A 15,948-nucleotide genomic window follows, 5' to 3' on the forward strand; every position below is an offset into this window, starting at 1 on the left:
TCGGATGCCTGACGAGTTTGGGTTCGCAGCGTGATAAAGGCTATTTCGGCTGGTCGCGATCGTTGAGCAGATCGTGCAGGCTGCGCGGCGCGGGCTTCAGCGGCGTGCGGTGCTGCGTCCAGCCCATCTGCTGCGAAGGCGCGAGCGCGCGCAGACGCGTCGCGGCCCAGCGCAGCGCGCGATACGCACGCGGATGCGCGAACGCGCCGCTCCAGAAGCGCCAGACGAACTGCTCGCTCTTGCTGTGATTCGCACCCTGGCCGCGCAGCGGATGCGCCACCGCTTCGTCGGGCGCGCGGTTCGCTTCGGTGCGCAGACGCACGAGCAATTGCGGAATCGGAATGCGCACGGGGCAGACTTCGCCGCACGCGCCGCACAGGCTCGACGCGGTGGGCAGATCGGCGGTGGCGTCGAGACCGAGCAGATGCGGCGAGATGATCTTGCCGATCGGGCCCGGATAGGTCGTGCCATACGCGTGGCCGCCGATGCGCGTGTACACCGGGCAATGATTCATGCACGCGCCGCAGCGGATGCATTGCAGCGTGGCGCGCAACTGGTCGTCGGCGTAGGCCTGGCTGCGGCCGTTGTCGAGCAGCACGAGATGCACTTCGCGCGGGCCGTCTTTCTCGCCGGCGCGGCGCGGGCTGCTGATCAGATTGAAGTACGTGGTGATCGGCTGGCCCGTCGCCGAGCGCGTGAGCAGGCTGGAGAGCGGCACGATATGTTCGAGCTTCGCGACCACTTTTTCCATGCCCATGATCGCGATATGCACGTCGGGCACCGTGGTCGAAAGACGGCCGTTGCCTTCGTTTTCGACGAGCCAGAGCGTGCCGGTATCGGCGGCGGCGAAGTTCACGCCCGAGAGCCCGATCTGCGCATCGACGAACGCGCGGCGCAGCGCGCGGCGGCCCGTTTGAATCAGCGTATCGACGTCTTCGGTGTAGGGCGTATCGGGAATGTGCTCCTCGAACAGATGCCCGATGTCGCCCTTCGTTTTGTGGATCGCGGGCATGACGATATGCGAGGGCTTTTCGCCCGCGAGCTGGACGATGTACTCGCCCATATCCGATTCGATGCAGTCGATGCCGCGCGCGCCGAGGTAATGGTTGAGCTCGATTTCCTCGCTCGCCATCGACTTGCCTTTGATGACGCGCGTCGCCGCGTGACGTTGCGCGATGTCGTGGACGATGCGGTTGGCGTCGTCGGCGGTTTCGGCCCAGTGCACGCGCACGCCGTTCTCGCGCAGCTTCGCTTCGAGTTGTTCGAGCAGATCGGGCAGACGCGCGAGCGCGTGCTGGCGCACGGCTTCGCCGAGGTCGCGCAATTGTTCGAGTTCGTCGGCTTCGGGAAACTGCGCGGCGCGCTTGCCTTGCAGAAAGTCCATCGCGCCGCGAAAGCTCTTGCGCAGTTGCGGGTCGTCGAGCGCGGTGCGCGCGCGGGCGCGGAATTCGGCGGTGGGCACGAAATGCAGCGTGTTTTCAGCGGTGCTGGCCGTGCTCATTGCGCGTCTCCTTGCGTGGTCTCATCGCCCGTGGCTTCGTCGGTGACGACGATCACCCACAGCGCGCGCGGTCCGTGCGCGCCGTATGCGGTGGTCTGCTGGATGTCCGAGGTCTTCGAAGGACCGGAGATCATCACGAGATTGGTGGGCATGCCGTCGCGCCAGCGTTCCGCTTTGGCGGCGGCGTGCAGGTCCGCGTGCAAGGTGTTCGCGTGAATCAGCGCAACGTGCAGCGGCGGCACCAGCGAGACCGTGCGCGGCGCGTTCGCGTCGGGCACCACGATCAGCGTGCCGGTGGCCGCGAGGCCGGAGCGCGCGACCGTGAAGCCCGCGTCGATCGTGTCGAACAGTTCGGACTTCCAGGTTTCGATCGGCGCTTCGTAATATTTCGCCGCGATCTCCGAGGGCAATGCGGCCGCGAGCGCCGCGCCTTCCGCGCTCGACGGATCGAGCAGCAGACGCTTCACGCCCGCCTGCGCGAGGCGGCGCGCGAGTTCGGCGGGCCAGGCGCGCGCAGTCGTGATCGTCACGTCGGCGTGCGCGGCTTCGAGCATGCGCTGGAATTGCGCGAGGCACTCGGCCTGCGTGCTGTTGGCGTGAGCGCGGCGCGCGTCGAAATGCGCGTCGATGCGGGCGTCGAGTGCGTCGATCTGCGTGGCCGACGCGGGCGCGTTCGCGCGCAGTCGTCCGAGCATGCGCGCGCGGGCGCCGAGCGAATCCGGGGTATCGACTGCGTTCGTCATGCCGCTTCTCCGCCCGTGCGCCGCCACAGGAAGCTGGCGAGGTGTTCGACTTCGAGCGGCGCGCCCTTGCGCTCCGCCGCGTGGCCGATGTTCAGCAGGCAGCCGCAGTCGGCGGACACGAGCCGGTTGCAGCCGGTCGCGCAGGCCGAGGCGATCTTGTCGGCGACCATCGCGCCGGAAATGTCGGGGTGCTTGAGCGAGAACGTGCCGCCGAAGCCGCAGCATTCCGATTCGCGTTCGTGCTCGATGCGCGTGACGCCGGGCAGCGCATCGACGGCTTCGACGCCGTGGACGCGCGTGCCCATCTCGCGGCGCGCGCCGCAGGAGGTGTGCAGCACCACGCGCTCGTCGGGCTGGGTGCGCGCGGCATCGGCGTAGGCGCCCGCCGGGCCCAGATCGACGTCGAGCACGCGCACGAGGAATTCGGTCAGTTCGTAGACGCGCGACGAGAGGTCGAGCGCGCGGGCTTCGTCATCGGCGTCGTCGGCGAAGAGGGCGGGCCAGTGGTGCCGCATCATGCCCGCGCACGATCCCGAGGGCACGATCACGGGCCACGGTTCGGCGAACAGGCCGAGCTGCGCGCGCGCCACCTCGCGCGCCTGGCGCGGGTTGCCGCTGCTGTACGCGGGCTGGCCGCAGCAGCTCTGGCCGCGCGGAAAGTGGACCGTAAGGCCTTCGCGTTCGAGCAGTTTGACGGCGTCGAGTCCGGCCTGCGGCACGAACAGGTCGACGAGGCAGGTGGCGAACAGATAGACGTCGGTGGGACGCGCGCCGGTGGGGTAGAGCCGTGGCTTCATGTCTCGCTTTGATGTGAGGTGGCGCGTCGTCCGGCGCGGCGGTGCGCGGCAACGGCAGGTTTGTGGCGCATAATTCCCGCTTCGGGCGGCGCACACAAACTGGTTGGACCAGTGCGTATCGGCGTGTTGCCCAGAGACAAGCCAGACAGCGATTCGGGGACGATCTATGAGGGACAGGGCGGGCACGCGCGGACGCGTGGAAACGGTGATGCGGCGCATGGAGACATCGCTGCTCGACGGCACGTGGGGCGCGGGCGCGAAGCTGCCGTCCGAGCGCGACCTCGCGCAGGCGTACGGCGTAGCGCGCAACACGGTGCGCGAGGCGACCCAGCGGCTGGCCGCGCGCGGCCTCGTGGCGAGCCGCGCGGGCGCGGGCGTGTTCGTGACCGATCAGTTGCGCACGGGCTTTGCGTCGCCGTGGGGGCAACTGGTGGCCGACCATCCTGCCTTGCGCGACGACATCCTCGAATTCCGCCGCGTGCTGGAAGGCGCGACCGCGTATTTCGCGGCGTTGCGCGCGAGCGACGACGATCTCGCGCGCATCCGCGCGCAGATGGCCACGCTGGAGCGCACGCGCGAAGCCGACGACAAGACCGCCGAGGCCGACGCCGACGCGAAGCTGCACGAAGTGATCGCGCAGGCCTCGCACAACGCGATGTTCCTGCATCTGCACACGAGCGTGCTGGGCGTGCTGCGCGAGCACATCACGATCAACGGAACGGGCTTGCGCGAGCAGACCGCCGACGCCTCCGGGCTGCTGCTGCTGCAGCACCGCACGCTCTGCGACGCGATTCTGGCGCGGCGTCCCGAAGAGGCGCGCACGGCCATGCAGACGCATATCGACTTCGTGCGCGCGCGGGTGGGCGAGGAGAGCGGATTGCTTGAAACTGGTCCGACCAGTGGCGAGGCGCCTGGTCGCGAATCGAGCACCGATTCAGGCCGGAAGTCCACCGCGCCGAAGGGCCAGGGCAGGTCAAGGCGCGGGCGCACGTGATGCCAACGGCGGCGAAAGGCTGCTAAAGTCGGCAGATAGGGGCCGTGCGCGCGCAGCCAGACTGCGTGCGCAGCCCGCGAAGCCCATCACAAGGAGGCCTGGCCATGACGCCGCCCGCCGCGCCCAGCGAAAAGCCAATCGAAGCGCCCACCGAAGCGCCCACCGAATCCCGCATCCAGTCATTGAGCGCCGTGACCCTGACCGTGAGCGACCTCGCGCGCTCGCTGCGTTTTTACGAGCCGCTCGGCTTCGCGCACAAGGCGGGGCCGCGCATTGCGGGTTTCGCGTCGTTCGTTATCGGCGGCGGCGTTGGTGGTGCGCACGGCGGCGAGTCCTACCTGAACCTCCTCGAAGGGCCGCATGACGCCGTCGCGGGCTGGGGGCGCGTGATTCTCTACGTCGCCGACGTCGACGCTTTCTACAATCAGGCCGTGGCCGCCGGCTTTTCGCCCGAATTCGCGCCGCAGGATGCGCCGTGGGGCGAGCGCTATTTCCATCTGCGCGACCCGGACGGCCACGAACTCAGTTTTGCGCAGCCGTTGCTGCGGCCCTGAGCACGCGCGGCGAAATCGGCAAATCGGCAAATCAGCGAATTGGCACATCGCGCGATGCATATGAAATACGCGTGACACCCACCGCGCCGATAGTGGCGTGTGGCCGTGTCCATCGGCGCTTCGCTCGCGCGTAGCGCATCCGGCGCGGGGTGCCATTGATCGAAAAAGGAGAGTCGCCATGAACGAACTGGACCGCGAAGCGGCCATCGAGCAAGACGAGGAAGCGGAGCGCCATCGCCGCCGCCGTCTCGACGAAGAACTGATCGACGCCTACGACGAAGAACTCGAAATGGAAGTCGACGACCGCCTGCAGGAAAGCGGTCTGCAGATCAGCGACGAAGCGCGCGCGCTGCGCCGCGTCTATTTCCGCGAGCTGATCCGCCTTCAAGGCGAACTCGTGAAGATGCAGGACTGGATCGTGAGCACCGGCCATCGCCTCGTCGTGATCTTCGAGGGCCGCGACGCGGCCGGCAAGGGCGGCGTCATCAAGCGCATCACGCAGCGTCTGAACCCGCGCATGTGCCGCGTGGCCGCGCTGCCCGCGCCGAACAACCGCGAGCGCACGCAGTGGTATTTCCAGCGTTACGTGCAGCATCTGCCGGCGGGCGGCGAAATGGTGCTGTTCGACCGTAGCTGGTACAACCGCGCGGGCGTCGAGCGCGTGATGAACTTCTGCACCGACGACGAATACGAAGAGTTCTTCCGCTCGGTGCCCGAGTTCGAGAAGATGCTCGTGCGCAGCGGCGTGCAGATCGTCAAGTACTGGTTCTCGATCACCGACGACGAACAGGAAGTGCGCTTCCAGAGCCGTATCGACGATCCGCTCAAGCAATGGAAGCTTTCGCCGATGGACCTCGAAAGCCGCCGCCGCTGGGAAGCGTACACGCACGTGAAGGAAGTGATGCTGCAGCGCTCGCATATTCCCGAAGCGCCGTGGTGGGTCGTGCAGGGCGTGGACAAGAAGCGCGCGCGTCTGAACTGCATTCACCATCTGCTGAGCCAGGTGCCGTATCACGAGGTCGAGCATCCGCAGGTGACGCTGCCCGCGCGCGTGCATCATCCCGATTACATCCGCCAGCCGGTGCCCGAAACCATGATCGTGCCCGACGTGTATTGAGCGTCGGGTTTCTTCGACTGCGCGGCTTCGGCGGCGCAAGGAAAAAGCCGCGCCCCTCACAGGGCGCGGCTTTTTTGCATCGGTGCTGCTTGCTTGCTGCTTGTTTGCGGTCCTTGCCGATAGCGAGAATCCGAACCGGACGCGGCGCTCAGAACAGGTGGCGGAACACCCAGTACAGGCCGCCCGCGAGCACGATCGACACGGGCAGCGTGAGCACCCACGCGAGCACGAGGCTGCGCACCGTGTTCCATTGCAGGCCCGAGCCGTTGGCGGCCATCGTGCCCGCCACGCCCGAGGACAGCACGTGCGTGGTCGAGACCGGCAGACCGTAGGCGTCGGCGGCGCCGATGGTCGCCATCGCCACGAGTTCGGCGCTCGCGCCCTGGCCGTAGGTCAGGTGCTGCTTGCCGATGCGCTCGCCCACCGTCACCACGATGCGCTTCCAGCCCACCATCGTGCCGAGTCCCAGCGCGATCGCCACCGCCACTTTCACCCACGTCGGGATGAACTTGGTCGCGTGATCGATCTGGCTGCGGAAATTGAGGATCGCCTTGGCGTCGTCGGCGGCGAAGGCGGGTTGCTTCGCCTTGTCGATCAGGCGAATCGCCTCGGAAATCACGTACATGTTGTTGCGCACGTTATCGACCACCGATTGCGGCACGTTTGCCATCGAGCCGTAGCCCGCGACCTGCTTGCCCACTTCGGCGGACAGCGAGGAGAGCGCTGGAATCGTCTGCGGCGCGAGCGTGCGCGAGCTGATGTAGCGTTCGATTTCGCTGCGCACGGCGGCGGCATCGGTCGGCGCGGGCACGCCGTTCGCATACTTGTCGAAGGTGCGCGAGGCTTGTTCGGCGACCGCGACGAAGGTCTGCGATTCGCCGGCCGTCACGGCCTTGTTGAGCGCGTAGGCGGTCGGCACCGTGCCGATCAGGATCAGCATGATGAGGCCCATGCCCTTCTGGCCGTCGTTCGAGCCGTGCGCGAACGACACGCCCGTGCAGGTGAGGATCAGCAGCGCGCGGATCCAGAACGGCGGCGGCTCCTTGCCCTTCGGCTCGGCGTAGAGCGCGGGCACGCGCACGAGCGCCTTGAGCACGAGCAGCAGCAGCGCGGCGCACAGGAAGCCGACGATCGGCGAGAACAGCAGCGACTTGCCGACGCCGAGCGCCTGGCTCCAGTCCACGCCGCTCGTGCCGCTCGACCCGTGCATCATCTGGTTCATCAGGCCCACGCCGATGATCGAGCCGATCAGCGTGTGCGAGCTCGACGACGGCAGGCCGAAGTACCACGTGCCGAGGTTCCAGATGATCGCAGCGATCAGGAGTGCGAACACCATCGCGAAACCGGCGCTGCTGCCGACCTGCAGAATCAGCTCGACGGGCAGCAGTTGCAGGATGCCGAACGCCACCGCGCCCGAGGACGTGAGCACGCCGAGAAAATTCCACGCGCCCGACCAGATCACGGCGAGGTTCGGCGAAAGCGAGTGCGTGTAGATGACGGTTGCGACGGCATTCGCGGTATCGTGGAAGCCGTTCACGAATTCGAAGCCCAGCGCGATCAGCAGCGCGATGCCGAGCAGCAGCCACGGCAGCGCGGAGCTTTCGCGCACGGGAGACAGATCGTCGGCGAGATGCATGCCGACGTAGACGGCACCCGCTGCGATCACGAGCAGGAAGGCGAGCAGGCTCGCGCTGCGGCCGCGTGCAGGCGTGGCGCCCGGCTGCGGTGACAGGGAAAGGTCCGGCATGACGTGCTGGCTCCTGTAGCTGGAAGGGCGATGAAAATGCGGCGAAAGTCGCGTTTCCGATCATCCAGAGCCAGCGTGTCGGATTGATGACATTTTCATGGGCACGCCGTGCGAAGGCGGCAAGATGCGCGCGTTTGGCGGGGGCTTCGCGTGGGTTTGCGCGGGTATGGCGTGAATTTCGTGTCTCAATCGTCGGAGGAATGAGCGCGTGGTCGACCGTGTTCGAGAGCCTGAGCGGGAGCATGAGCGACAGCCCGAGCGGGAGCCAGCCGCGCCGGGCGTGCCGCCGCGCCGCGTGTTCTCGCCGGGGCAGCGTCTGCGACGCTGGCTGTTCGCGCGAGGCCGGCTCGCCACGCGCGCGATCGGCAATCATCCGTTCTTCGCGGCGCTGTCCGGCACGCTCGTCGCTACCGTGATGGCGGCCGTTACCTATGCTGCGTTCTACGAAAGCCGCGCCGAGGAGTTGCGGCACGCGGTCGAGAATTCAGAGAACATCGTGCGGCTCCTGAGCAGCGACATCGCGCGCAACGTCGAGCTTTACGATCTCTCGTTGCGCGCCGTGGTGACGGGCGCGCAGCAGCGCTCGACGTGGACGCTGCCCGACGCGCTGCGCCAGCGCGTGCTGTTCGACCGCGCGACGGCGGCCTCGTATCTCGGCGGCGCTTATGTGCTCGATGCGCAAGGCTACGTGAAGGCCTCGCAGAGCGACACGATTCCGCCCGCGAGTTCCGTGGCGGACCGCGATTACTTCGTCGCGCAACAGGACGATCCGCAGCGTGGCCTGTTTATTTCGAAGCCCTACGCATCGCGGCTGCGCAACGGCGTGCTGTCGGTCGGGCTCTCGCGCCGCATCAACGCGAACGATGGCGCGTTCGCGGGCGTCGCGCTGCTCGTCGTGCGGCTCGAATATTTTCAGCAATTGCTGGATCGCCTCGACATGGGGCCGCGCGGCGCGGTCATCATCATGATGGGCGACGGCACGCTGCTCGCGAGCCGGCCGCAACTGACGAACGGCATCGGCACCAATTTCGCGCAGTGGCGCAACTTCAGGATCATGATGAGCCACGATTCGGGCACCTTCGCGGCGCACGCGCAAGTCGACGGCGTCGAGCGCCTCTACACCTATAGCCGCGTGGGCGCGACGCCGATCATCATCGGCATCGCGCCGGCCGTCAGCGATATTCTCGCGGGCTGGCGCCGCCGCAGCACGATCGCGCTCGTGATGACGACGGTGTTCGGCGGCGCGTGGGTCGCGGTTTCGTGGATCCTCGCGTTCGCGCTGCGCGACAAGCTGATCGCCGAAGAGGAGCTGCTGCGCCTCGCGGTCACCGATCCGCTCACGGGTCTGTCGAACCGCCGCGCGCTCGACCAGCGTCTTGCCGCCGAATGGGAGCGTGCGGTGCGCGAGCGCACGCCGCTGGGCGTGCTGTTTCTCGACATCGATCACTTCAAGATCTTCAACGACACCTACGGTCACGCTGCCGGCGACGAAGTGCTCGCGGTCGTCGCCGAACGCATCGCCTCGGGCACGCGGCGCGCCTCCGATATGGCCGCGCGCTATGGCGGCGAGGAGTTCGCCGTGGTGCTGCCGGGCGTGACGCTCGCGGGCGCGGAGAAGATCGCGCAGAAAATCCGGCGGCGCATCGAGTCGGCGAATCTCGCGTTCACGGGCTCGCGCTATGGCTGCGTGACGGTCAGCGTGGGCTGTGCCAGTTGCGATCCGCCCGTGGGCGGCAGCGCCGCGAAGCTACTGGCGGCCGCCGACGCGCAACTCTACGAAGCCAAGGACGCAGGGCGCAACCAGGTGCGCGCGAAGGCGTGGAGCGGCGAGGAAAACGCCACGCGCGGCGCATCGGCTGCGCCGGACGTGACGGATTGACGGGGTTGGATGCGTGGGCGTCGCCCGGATCAACGCACACGCGCGCGGCACGCAGCGACTGTCGCAGGCAGCGTGACGACGCCGCCCGCGATCGGGTTCAGGCTGAGTGCAACGTTTGCTGAAATCGCCGGACCTGCTCGCGTGAACCCCCTCGACTCAGCGTGCCGATTTCGACAGGCGATGGCCGAGGCCGAGGTTCGACACGATCTGCCACGTGTAGACGCGCGAATAATGGACCCCGAACTGGCGGCCGATCAGTTCGCGCACGCGGCTGTTGGTCCACGCGTCGCTTGCAAAGCCATGCTCTCGCGCCGAGCCGTGCAGCGCATTGGCGATCCAGCCTAGCGCGGCCTGGTCGAGCACGGAAGGACGCCCGCCTACGCTCATCTGCTGGAGCGCGGCGAGACCGCCGTCCTCCACGATCGATTTGTAGCGGCGCACCGTCTGGGCGGAGAGGTGCAGGGAATCAGCCACGGCATGCACCGTGGCGCCTTCCACGAGCATCTGTCCGGCGGCCATCCGGCGCGCGACGCTCGGTAAATTTTCGGTTCTGGTCAGCATGTGATCACTCGTCGACGAAAGATTCCGGTCATGCGGCTTGCGGATGCGCCGCTCCTTCAACCCAATTCCTGCATGCGGGTCTTGTCGTTTGCTGCGGCCTTGCGCCATTCACGGCATGACGCGCGGCCTCTTGCGGACGGCGAAACGTGACGTCTCATCTGAGACGCGTGCGGACCGCTCGGGCAGTCCGCAGCGGATATTAATAATTGTTTTTGTAGGGAATGTGTATAGCTAGCGGAAAAATAGTCTGCTTGACTTACAGATTTTCCTGGTCTATCGGAAAAAATGTACGTATCCAATTCGCTGAACAATGGGTCGAGCCATTGCGCGTTTGCGTCATGATGGACCGCACAGCGGTCACCGACAATGTTTGCAATCTTTTTTCCCGCCATTGCCGGGGGCAGATTGCGAGAGCGATCCGGTAATTTTGGGCAGAATGCATTTCCGATTTGCATTGAATCGCTTTACGAAATTCGATGTGCCTGAATTGACGCGTTTGAATCGACGAATGCGATTTGAATGCAGTCGATCGGACGGAAAGGGCTGACCGGTTTCACGCTGTTGCGCGACGCGGCGCGAATCCGCATTGCATCCCTCGCCTTGAATACTTTTACGGGCTACAGCAATGAACAGAGAACTCGACGAAAAGGTAGGACGCCTGCTGCGGCGCGCAGCCAGCCGGCGTGGTCTCGTGCCGTATGGAGCGTTTCATGCGCTGTTCGCGCAGACGGTGCCGCTGCGCGAGCGTTACGAACAGCTCGAAGCGTCGGCGGCGGCGCTGTGCGAGCCGCAGGTGGCCGACTATGCGTCGCTGCTCGCGACCGATTCGGGACTGCCCGGGCCGGACTTCTTCACGCGCTTTCGGCGCCTGCATTCGGAGCGCTACTACGCGACGCTCGGCGCGGACCGCCATCGCATGCTCAAGCTCACGGAAAAACGCCGACTCGCGAGCGAGGAGCGCGAGCGTGTCTACGATCACTACCGCAGCGCGGTGCCTTGCCTGCCGGTTGGGCAGGACGCCTGAAAGCGCCGCGCGGCCGTGGCGGGTCCACGGCGCGCGACGACCGATCGACCGCTGGCCTAATCGACGCGATTACGGTCGCGGGCCAGAATCGTGACGTACACCGCCGTCGAGACGATGATGACGGCCACGCCGACCATCACCTTCTGGTTGTTGAACTGCACGAGCCCGAGCACGGCGATGGCGATGCCCGTGGCCGAGCCGAGCGTGCCGATGGCGGCCACGAAGATGCGCAGCTTGCTCCAGACGCGATGGCGCCGCTCGGGACCAGCGCCTGCCCTTAAACGATCGAAGATCATATCGGCCCTTTCACGTGATGATGCGCGGCCTGCCGGTCGGACGTGGCGGCGCGTGTGCAGCCCGGCAACGAGAGTAATCGATCGTGCGATTCGCTGCTTTCTGAACGGCTGCAATGCGCTGTCACAAAACCGCGGTCATGAACATTTTCGCGGACTTTCCCGCAGGTTTAAGTTTGCCTTAATTTTGCATCGCCATGATGGGTGCGTCGGGTCGATTCGATAGTCGATTCGCGGTTGTTCTTCACGTCCCCTGTTTAGCCGCCGATTTCATCGGCGGCTTTTTTTTGTCCGTTTTTTTTCGCCGCTGTTTCCGCCGTTTCTTCGCTTTGCATTCGCGGTTTGCATTCATGCGCGACCTGCGACGATTCGCCCGCGGCTGGCGCTCTTTATGGCGGCCTTATTGCACAGGGATGCGCACTATTCAGGTGCTAAGCTCGATTGAGTCCGGGTCGGTCATGACATCGGACGACGCATGGTTTCTTTTCTTTTCCTCGTATCGCCGAAATGGAGGAGCGAGATGAAAGCACTCGTATTCAAGGGGCCTGGCCAGAAAGCGCTGGAAGACAAACCCGAGCCGAAACTCGAGAAGCCGTCCGATGCGATCGTGCGCATCACGAAGACGACCATCTGCGGCACCGATCTGCACATCCTCAAGGGCGACGTGCCTGAGGTGAAGCCCGGCACGACGCTCGGCCACGAAGGCGTGGGCGTGGTGGAAGCGGTGGGCGAGGGCGTCTCGAACTTCAAGGTCGGCGACGCGGTGCTGATCTCCTGCATCAGTTCCTGCGGCAAGTGCGAATATTGCCGCCGCCAGATGTATTCGCACTGCACGACGGGCGGCTGGATTCTCGGTCATCTGATCGACGGCACGCAGGCGGAGAAGGTGCGCATTCCACACGCCGACACGAGTCTCTATCACTTGCCGAAGGGCGCCGACGAAGAGGCGCTCGTGATGCTCAGCGACATCCTGCCCACCGGTTTCGAATGCGGCGTGCTCAACGGCAAGGTGAAGCCGGGGCAGACGGTGGCGATCGTCGGCGCGGGGCCGGTCGGGCTCGCCGCGCTCATGACAGCGCAGTTCTACGCGCCGGGCCGCATCGTCATGATCGATCTCGACGACAACCGGCTCGAAGTCGCGAAGCGCTTCGGCGCGACCGACGTCGTGAACAGCCAGGGCGGCGACGCCGTCGAGCGCGTGATGGCGCTCACGCACGGGCGTGGCGTGGATGTGGCGATCGAGGCGGTGGGCATTCCGGCGACGTTCGCGATCTGCGAGTCGATCGTCGGCGCGGGCGGCACGATTGCGAACGTGGGCGTGCACGGCACCAAGGTCGATCTGCATCTGGAGAAGCTCTGGGCGCACAACATCACGCTCACGACCGGGCTGGTGGATACCTACACCACGCCGATGCTGCTCGCCACCGTCGAGTCGAAGCGGCTCGAACCGGGCAAGCTCGTCACGCACCGCTTCACGCTCGATCAGATCATGGAGGCGTACGCGACCTTCGGCGAGGCGGCGCGCACGCAGGCGCTCAAGGTGATCATTGCGGCTTGAGCGCGGGTGCGATGGAGGTGTTGGGATGCGCGTCGTCAGCCGCGCTCAAACGTGTTCAGGAAAGCCCGCGCGGCCCTGCGTGAGATCGCGCAGCGTGTCGCGCGCGGCATCGACTTCGGTGGCCGGAAGCTGGATCGTCAGGCGCACGGTCATCGTGTACTGGCTGTCCACCAGCGTGTGCTGGCCCTGCTCGATCCAGTGGCGCACGCGCGTTTCGTCGGGATAGCCCACTTCCACCGTGAAGCGCGCCTGCGCGATGCGCTCGACGCGCGGCGCGTCCTTGAGCGCGTGCGCGATGGCATCGGTATAGGCGCGCACGAGGCCGCCCGCGCCGAGCTTCACGCCGCCGTAGTAGCGCACCACGGCCGCGAGCACGCCGTCGAGATCGTGATGGCGCAGCACTTCGAGGATCGGGCGGCCCGCCGTGCCCGACGGTTCGCCGTCGTCGGACATGCCCGACTGGCCGCCCGCCAGCAGCGCCCAGCAGACGTGCGTGGCCGTGGGGTGTTCGTCGCGCAGACGGCGCAGTTCGGCCATGGCGGCTTCGCGGTCGGCGACCGGAATCGCGAGGGCGATGAAGCGGCTCTTGCGGATTTCGAGTTCCGCGCCGACGGTGTTGGCAAGGGTATAGGTGGGCAAAGCGGACGGGGCCGGCGAGGCCGCTCACAAGAAGGCCGAAGCGGCGTAGGCAAACCGTCATGTTAGCGGATGTGCCGGCGAGCGCGGCGGGGCGGGCGTGCTGCGGTCGCGGTCGTCGGCGTTTTTGGCTCCGTCGTCGTCGCGATAACTGCGACGCCAGGCCGCGTCATCGCATCTTGACAATTTCCGTAATGGATTCTTGCGCGTTGTGCTAATGACGCTTTCGGCGCGAGGCCCGATAATGCGTTCCATGGCGGGTCTAGCTCTGGCTGGAGCGAATCCGAACTCCTCATTCGGTGATCCGTCATATTCCGATTTCGTCGTGGCGCCGCAGGTCTTGCGCCGCGATATCCCGACGCTTCCCCTCGTGCGGAACGCACGCAGAAAAAATCCCCGGTCAGGATGGGCTCCGATGACCGGGGGGCATAAGGCTCGCCTGTTCTCAAGAGGCAATTCCACCTTACGCCCATCAAAAATCCGCAGCAACGCAAAAAAATGTCGCAGACCGCGGGCGGTTGCGCGATTGCTCGCAATTGCCCGCAGTTGCGATGTCGCGCGCGCTACGACCGCATCCGCTTCAGTTCATCGATTCGGAGGCGATAGCTTTGCAGTAGACAGGCTTTATCGCTGCACGCGTTACGGGAATTACGAAGCCATGCGCGTTGATCGGCTCGCAATCGCGCCTTGTTCGCCGATTCCTTCATTCTTTGGGCATAGATTTCCGCCAATGCTTTATCGATAGTTGTGAGTTCCGCATCCCCGCAAATCAGCTGCGCCTGCACAGAGATCAGCTTGCTGCACTCAAGACTGTGTATCAGCGCAACCTTCGTCCCGCCCCGCGTCTCCAATAGCCCTGGTTTGCATAGTCCTTGCAGCGAATTGCAGGCGACTTTATGCCCGACCCATGCCATATCGGTCGCGCCATATTGCTTAACGAAACGATTGATGCCTGCATGCGTGACGCCTCTTTGCATGGCGTTTGCCGCGATGATTTCGTTGCAAAGCGAGTCCTCGGAATAGGTGCGGCCATCGCGCCGGTAGCAACTGTGAAAACCGAGCAGCCCGGTACCCATGACGCTTCGGCGTTCTCCTGATGCGAACAGAATGGACGCGCAGGCGGACGCGCACTTCGCGCTATCTGGAACGGTGGTATAGACGCGCACTTTATCCATGGCGTCGACCACCCGGAAAGCCGCTTCGACATTCCCGCCTGGACTATTTAAAACAAGGATAACGAGTCCTTCGTCATCGCGGTCGGCCATTCTGGCGAACGCCAGAAACTTCTCCGCATCGCCTTCCTGAATCCGCCCCTCGCCGATCACCATTTTCAGCTTGAGTTGTGGCTGGTAATAGATCTTGAAGTCCATCGCCGGCGCTGTACCGGGAATTATCAGCACAGTGAAACACAGCCACGAAAGCAATCGTTGGATCAAGCGTTGCGCCGCCGCGTCTTTGGCTGTTGGGTGCTTGATGCTGCGCATACGCTTCTCCCCCGGAATATCAGAAGCATAGTCTTGAGTCTGTCTTGGGGAGCGTAATGACGCGCCATGCCCCGGTGTGAAATGACCGTTCGACTTCGAAAGTCGTCGTACAGGTTACCAGGGATTGAAGGAGGGGCTGTGAGGGGGGAACAGAGCCTTTCCGCAGCCTCTGCGAACAGGCAAAAAAAAGCCCCAACCGTGGAAGGCCGGGGCAATGAGAATACACCGTGCGCTCCGGGGAACGAAACGCCCGACCACCTTAACCGCCTGCCGCACCGGGATCAACGCACGCGCATTACGCGCCATTACCTTCTGTGCGCTTGCGCACATGGCCGTCGCGCGGCGCGGCTGCGTACAGAGCGCGTTTCTGGCTACGTTCACGCGAATTGTGATTCGGAGCCCAAATCAAGCACGCGCCGGCGATAGTCGCAGTTGGCAGGATTCAGGTAAGGGAGTGAAATGCGCGCCGCACCGCGCTGCCCGGAAATGGCGCGAATGCGCCCCAGCGAAGGGCGCGAGGCGCGAAGTCAACGATTGCGAACGTGACTCGAAAGCGACTCGAAAACGGGCCGCAAAAACGGGCCGCAAAAACGGCACTCAGAAATGCGCCGAGGCCGGTCTCTCTTTGCGGAGAGACCGGCCTCGGTCGACCTGCTAGTGCGTGACTGGCGCGACATGCGCACAGTCACGACGCATCAGGCATTAGTAACGCGGCGGGGGCGGCGGACGATGATCGTCGTGGCCGCGCGGACCCGGATCATGCGGATGATGGTGCATCCACTCGTCGTGTTCCCAGTAACGATGGCCGTCCCAGTAGCGGTTGTCGTGCCAGCCGATCGACACTTGCACGCCCACCGGCATCATGTGCGGCTGACCGTATTCGGGCGCCGAGTTCGCATGCAGCCCGAACGGCTCGGATTGAGCGAAGGCGCTCGAGGCGCCCATCAGCGCGCCGCCAGCCAGCAGTGCAGCCGCGAGGGCGCGTGCGGGGGTCTTCCAGCTCTTGGTGTTCATGTTCTTTCCTCCTCTTCGGGTTCATCGACGCCGCGCATCGGTTGCG

15 protein-coding genes are annotated in these 15,948 nt (G+C 65.3%); 6 read left to right on the top strand and 9 right to left on the bottom strand.

The genetic code is table 11. The features are described from left to right. Positions 1-40: 40 nt before the first annotated feature. The 3 genes from U4Y88_RS21665 to U4Y88_RS21675 are packed head-to-tail and all read right to left on the bottom strand — an operon-like array spanning position 41 to position 3,041. Positions 41-1,501 carry a LutB/LldF family L-lactate oxidation iron-sulfur protein gene (locus U4Y88_RS21665; protein ID WP_321786218.1) on the bottom strand — a complete coding sequence of 487 codons (1,461 nt, stop codon included), beginning with the start codon at positions 1,499-1,501 and terminating at the stop codon, positions 41-43. Beyond that, entirely contained in the window at positions 1,498-2,244 is a 747-nt protein-coding gene (locus U4Y88_RS21670) for a LutC/YkgG family protein (RefSeq protein WP_321786220.1), read from the bottom strand. The genes U4Y88_RS21665 and U4Y88_RS21670 overlap by 4 nt, the downstream gene beginning before the upstream one ends. Then, on the bottom strand, positions 2,241-3,041 hold the full coding sequence (locus U4Y88_RS21675; RefSeq protein ID WP_321786222.1) for a (Fe-S)-binding protein: 801 nt from the start codon (positions 3,039-3,041) through the stop codon (positions 2,241-2,243). Before U4Y88_RS21675 ends, U4Y88_RS21670 begins: the two co-directional genes overlap by 4 nt. A gap of 166 nt (positions 3,042-3,207) precedes the next feature. Between U4Y88_RS21675 and U4Y88_RS21680 the strand changes: the two genes are divergently transcribed. From U4Y88_RS21680 to ppk2, 3 genes are all read left to right on the top strand, one after another. Beyond that, complete coding sequence (locus tag U4Y88_RS21680; RefSeq protein ID WP_321786224.1) at positions 3,208-4,035, top strand: FadR/GntR family transcriptional regulator; 828 nt, start codon at positions 3,208-3,210, stop codon at positions 4,033-4,035. 104 nt (positions 4,036-4,139) lie between these two features. Then, a complete protein-coding gene (locus tag U4Y88_RS21685) occupies positions 4,140-4,589 on the top strand; it encodes a VOC family protein (protein ID WP_321786226.1) in 450 nt (149 codons plus the stop codon). A 178-nt stretch (positions 4,590-4,767) separates the two neighbouring features. Further along, a complete protein-coding gene (gene ppk2 / locus U4Y88_RS21690) occupies positions 4,768-5,706 on the top strand; it encodes a polyphosphate kinase 2 (protein ID WP_224014334.1) in 939 nt (312 codons plus the stop codon). A 148-nt stretch (positions 5,707-5,854) separates the two neighbouring features. On the opposite strand, the gene U4Y88_RS21695 is transcribed toward ppk2, so the two are convergent. After that, a complete protein-coding gene (locus tag U4Y88_RS21695; protein WP_321786228.1) occupies positions 5,855-7,453 on the bottom strand; it encodes an inorganic phosphate transporter in 1,599 nt (532 codons plus the stop codon). 280 nt (positions 7,454-7,733) lie between these two features. On the opposite strand from U4Y88_RS21695, the gene U4Y88_RS21700 reads away from it, so the two are divergent. Further along, complete coding sequence (locus U4Y88_RS21700; protein WP_321786230.1) at positions 7,734-9,332, top strand: diguanylate cyclase; 1,599 nt, start codon at positions 7,734-7,736, stop codon at positions 9,330-9,332. 156 nt (positions 9,333-9,488) lie between these two features. Here the strand turns inward: U4Y88_RS21700 and U4Y88_RS21705 are convergent, their stop codons facing one another. Further along, on the bottom strand, positions 9,489-9,893 hold the full coding sequence (locus U4Y88_RS21705) for a helix-turn-helix domain-containing protein (protein WP_224014328.1): 405 nt from the start codon (positions 9,891-9,893) through the stop codon (positions 9,489-9,491). 625 nt (positions 9,894-10,518) lie between these two features. Between U4Y88_RS21705 and U4Y88_RS21710 the strand changes: the two genes are divergently transcribed. After that, a complete protein-coding gene (locus U4Y88_RS21710; protein WP_321786232.1) occupies positions 10,519-10,917 on the top strand; it encodes a hypothetical protein in 399 nt (132 codons plus the stop codon). A gap of 56 nt (positions 10,918-10,973) precedes the next feature. Here U4Y88_RS21710 and U4Y88_RS21715 read toward each other — a convergent pair whose 3' ends face one another. After that, complete coding sequence (locus tag U4Y88_RS21715; protein WP_224014325.1) at positions 10,974-11,213, bottom strand: DUF2964 family protein; 240 nt, start codon at positions 11,211-11,213, stop codon at positions 10,974-10,976. A 517-nt stretch (positions 11,214-11,730) separates the two neighbouring features. On the opposite strand from U4Y88_RS21715, the gene U4Y88_RS21720 reads away from it, so the two are divergent. After that, positions 11,731-12,768, top strand: coding sequence for a zinc-dependent alcohol dehydrogenase family protein (locus tag U4Y88_RS21720; RefSeq protein WP_321786234.1), 1,038 nt, complete (start codon positions 11,731-11,733; stop codon positions 12,766-12,768). 45 nt (positions 12,769-12,813) lie between these two features. Here U4Y88_RS21720 and U4Y88_RS21725 read toward each other — a convergent pair whose 3' ends face one another. The 3 genes from U4Y88_RS21725 to U4Y88_RS21735 form a co-directional block, all read right to left on the bottom strand. Beyond that, entirely contained in the window at positions 12,814-13,407 is a 594-nt protein-coding gene (locus tag U4Y88_RS21725) for an IMPACT family protein (protein ID WP_224014321.1), read from the bottom strand. A gap of 560 nt (positions 13,408-13,967) precedes the next feature. Then, a complete protein-coding gene (locus U4Y88_RS21730; RefSeq protein ID WP_321786235.1) occupies positions 13,968-14,888 on the bottom strand; it encodes an ATP-dependent Clp protease proteolytic subunit in 921 nt (306 codons plus the stop codon). Positions 14,889-15,590: 702 nt separating this feature from the next. Beyond that, positions 15,591-15,902 carry a hypothetical protein gene (locus tag U4Y88_RS21735; protein ID WP_224014317.1) on the bottom strand — a complete coding sequence of 104 codons (312 nt, stop codon included), beginning with the start codon at positions 15,900-15,902 and terminating at the stop codon, positions 15,591-15,593. Between the last annotated feature and the right edge of the window lie 46 nt (positions 15,903-15,948).

The sequence above is a fragment of the Paraburkholderia sp. J94 genome (genome assembly GCF_905220285.1).
Classification (GTDB): Bacteria; Pseudomonadota; Gammaproteobacteria; order Burkholderiales; family Burkholderiaceae; genus Paraburkholderia; species Paraburkholderia tropica_A.

Bases quoted from the DNA above. Each gene is read 5' to 3' on its own strand.
- U4Y88_RS21710 (WP_321786232.1), top strand. From the start codon at position 10,519: ATGAACAGAGAACTCGACGAAAAGGTAGGACGCCTGCTGCGGCGCGCA.
- U4Y88_RS21705 (WP_224014328.1), bottom strand. From the start codon at position 9,893: ATGCTGACCAGAACCGAAAATTTACCGAGCGTCGCGCGCCGGATGGCC.
- U4Y88_RS21680 (WP_321786224.1), top strand. From the start codon at position 3,208: ATGAGGGACAGGGCGGGCACGCGCGGACGCGTGGAAACGGTGATGCGG.
- U4Y88_RS21695 (WP_321786228.1), bottom strand. From the start codon at position 7,453: ATGCCGGACCTTTCCCTGTCACCGCAGCCGGGCGCCACGCCTGCACGC.
- U4Y88_RS21720 (WP_321786234.1), top strand. From the start codon at position 11,731: ATGAAAGCACTCGTATTCAAGGGGCCTGGCCAGAAAGCGCTGGAAGAC.
- U4Y88_RS21715 (WP_224014325.1), bottom strand. From the start codon at position 11,213: ATGATCTTCGATCGTTTAAGGGCAGGCGCTGGTCCCGAGCGGCGCCAT.
- U4Y88_RS21670 (WP_321786220.1), bottom strand. From the start codon at position 2,244: ATGACGAACGCAGTCGATACCCCGGATTCGCTCGGCGCCCGCGCGCGC.
- U4Y88_RS21730 (WP_321786235.1), bottom strand. From the start codon at position 14,888: ATGCGCAGCATCAAGCACCCAACAGCCAAAGACGCGGCGGCGCAACGC.
- U4Y88_RS21685 (WP_321786226.1), top strand. From the start codon at position 4,140: ATGACGCCGCCCGCCGCGCCCAGCGAAAAGCCAATCGAAGCGCCCACC.
- U4Y88_RS21675 (WP_321786222.1), bottom strand. From the start codon at position 3,041: ATGAAGCCACGGCTCTACCCCACCGGCGCGCGTCCCACCGACGTCTAT.
- ppk2 (WP_224014334.1), top strand. From the start codon at position 4,768: ATGAACGAACTGGACCGCGAAGCGGCCATCGAGCAAGACGAGGAAGCG.
- U4Y88_RS21735 (WP_224014317.1), bottom strand. From the start codon at position 15,902: ATGAACACCAAGAGCTGGAAGACCCCCGCACGCGCCCTCGCGGCTGCA.
- U4Y88_RS21665 (WP_321786218.1), bottom strand. From the start codon at position 1,501: ATGAGCACGGCCAGCACCGCTGAAAACACGCTGCATTTCGTGCCCACC.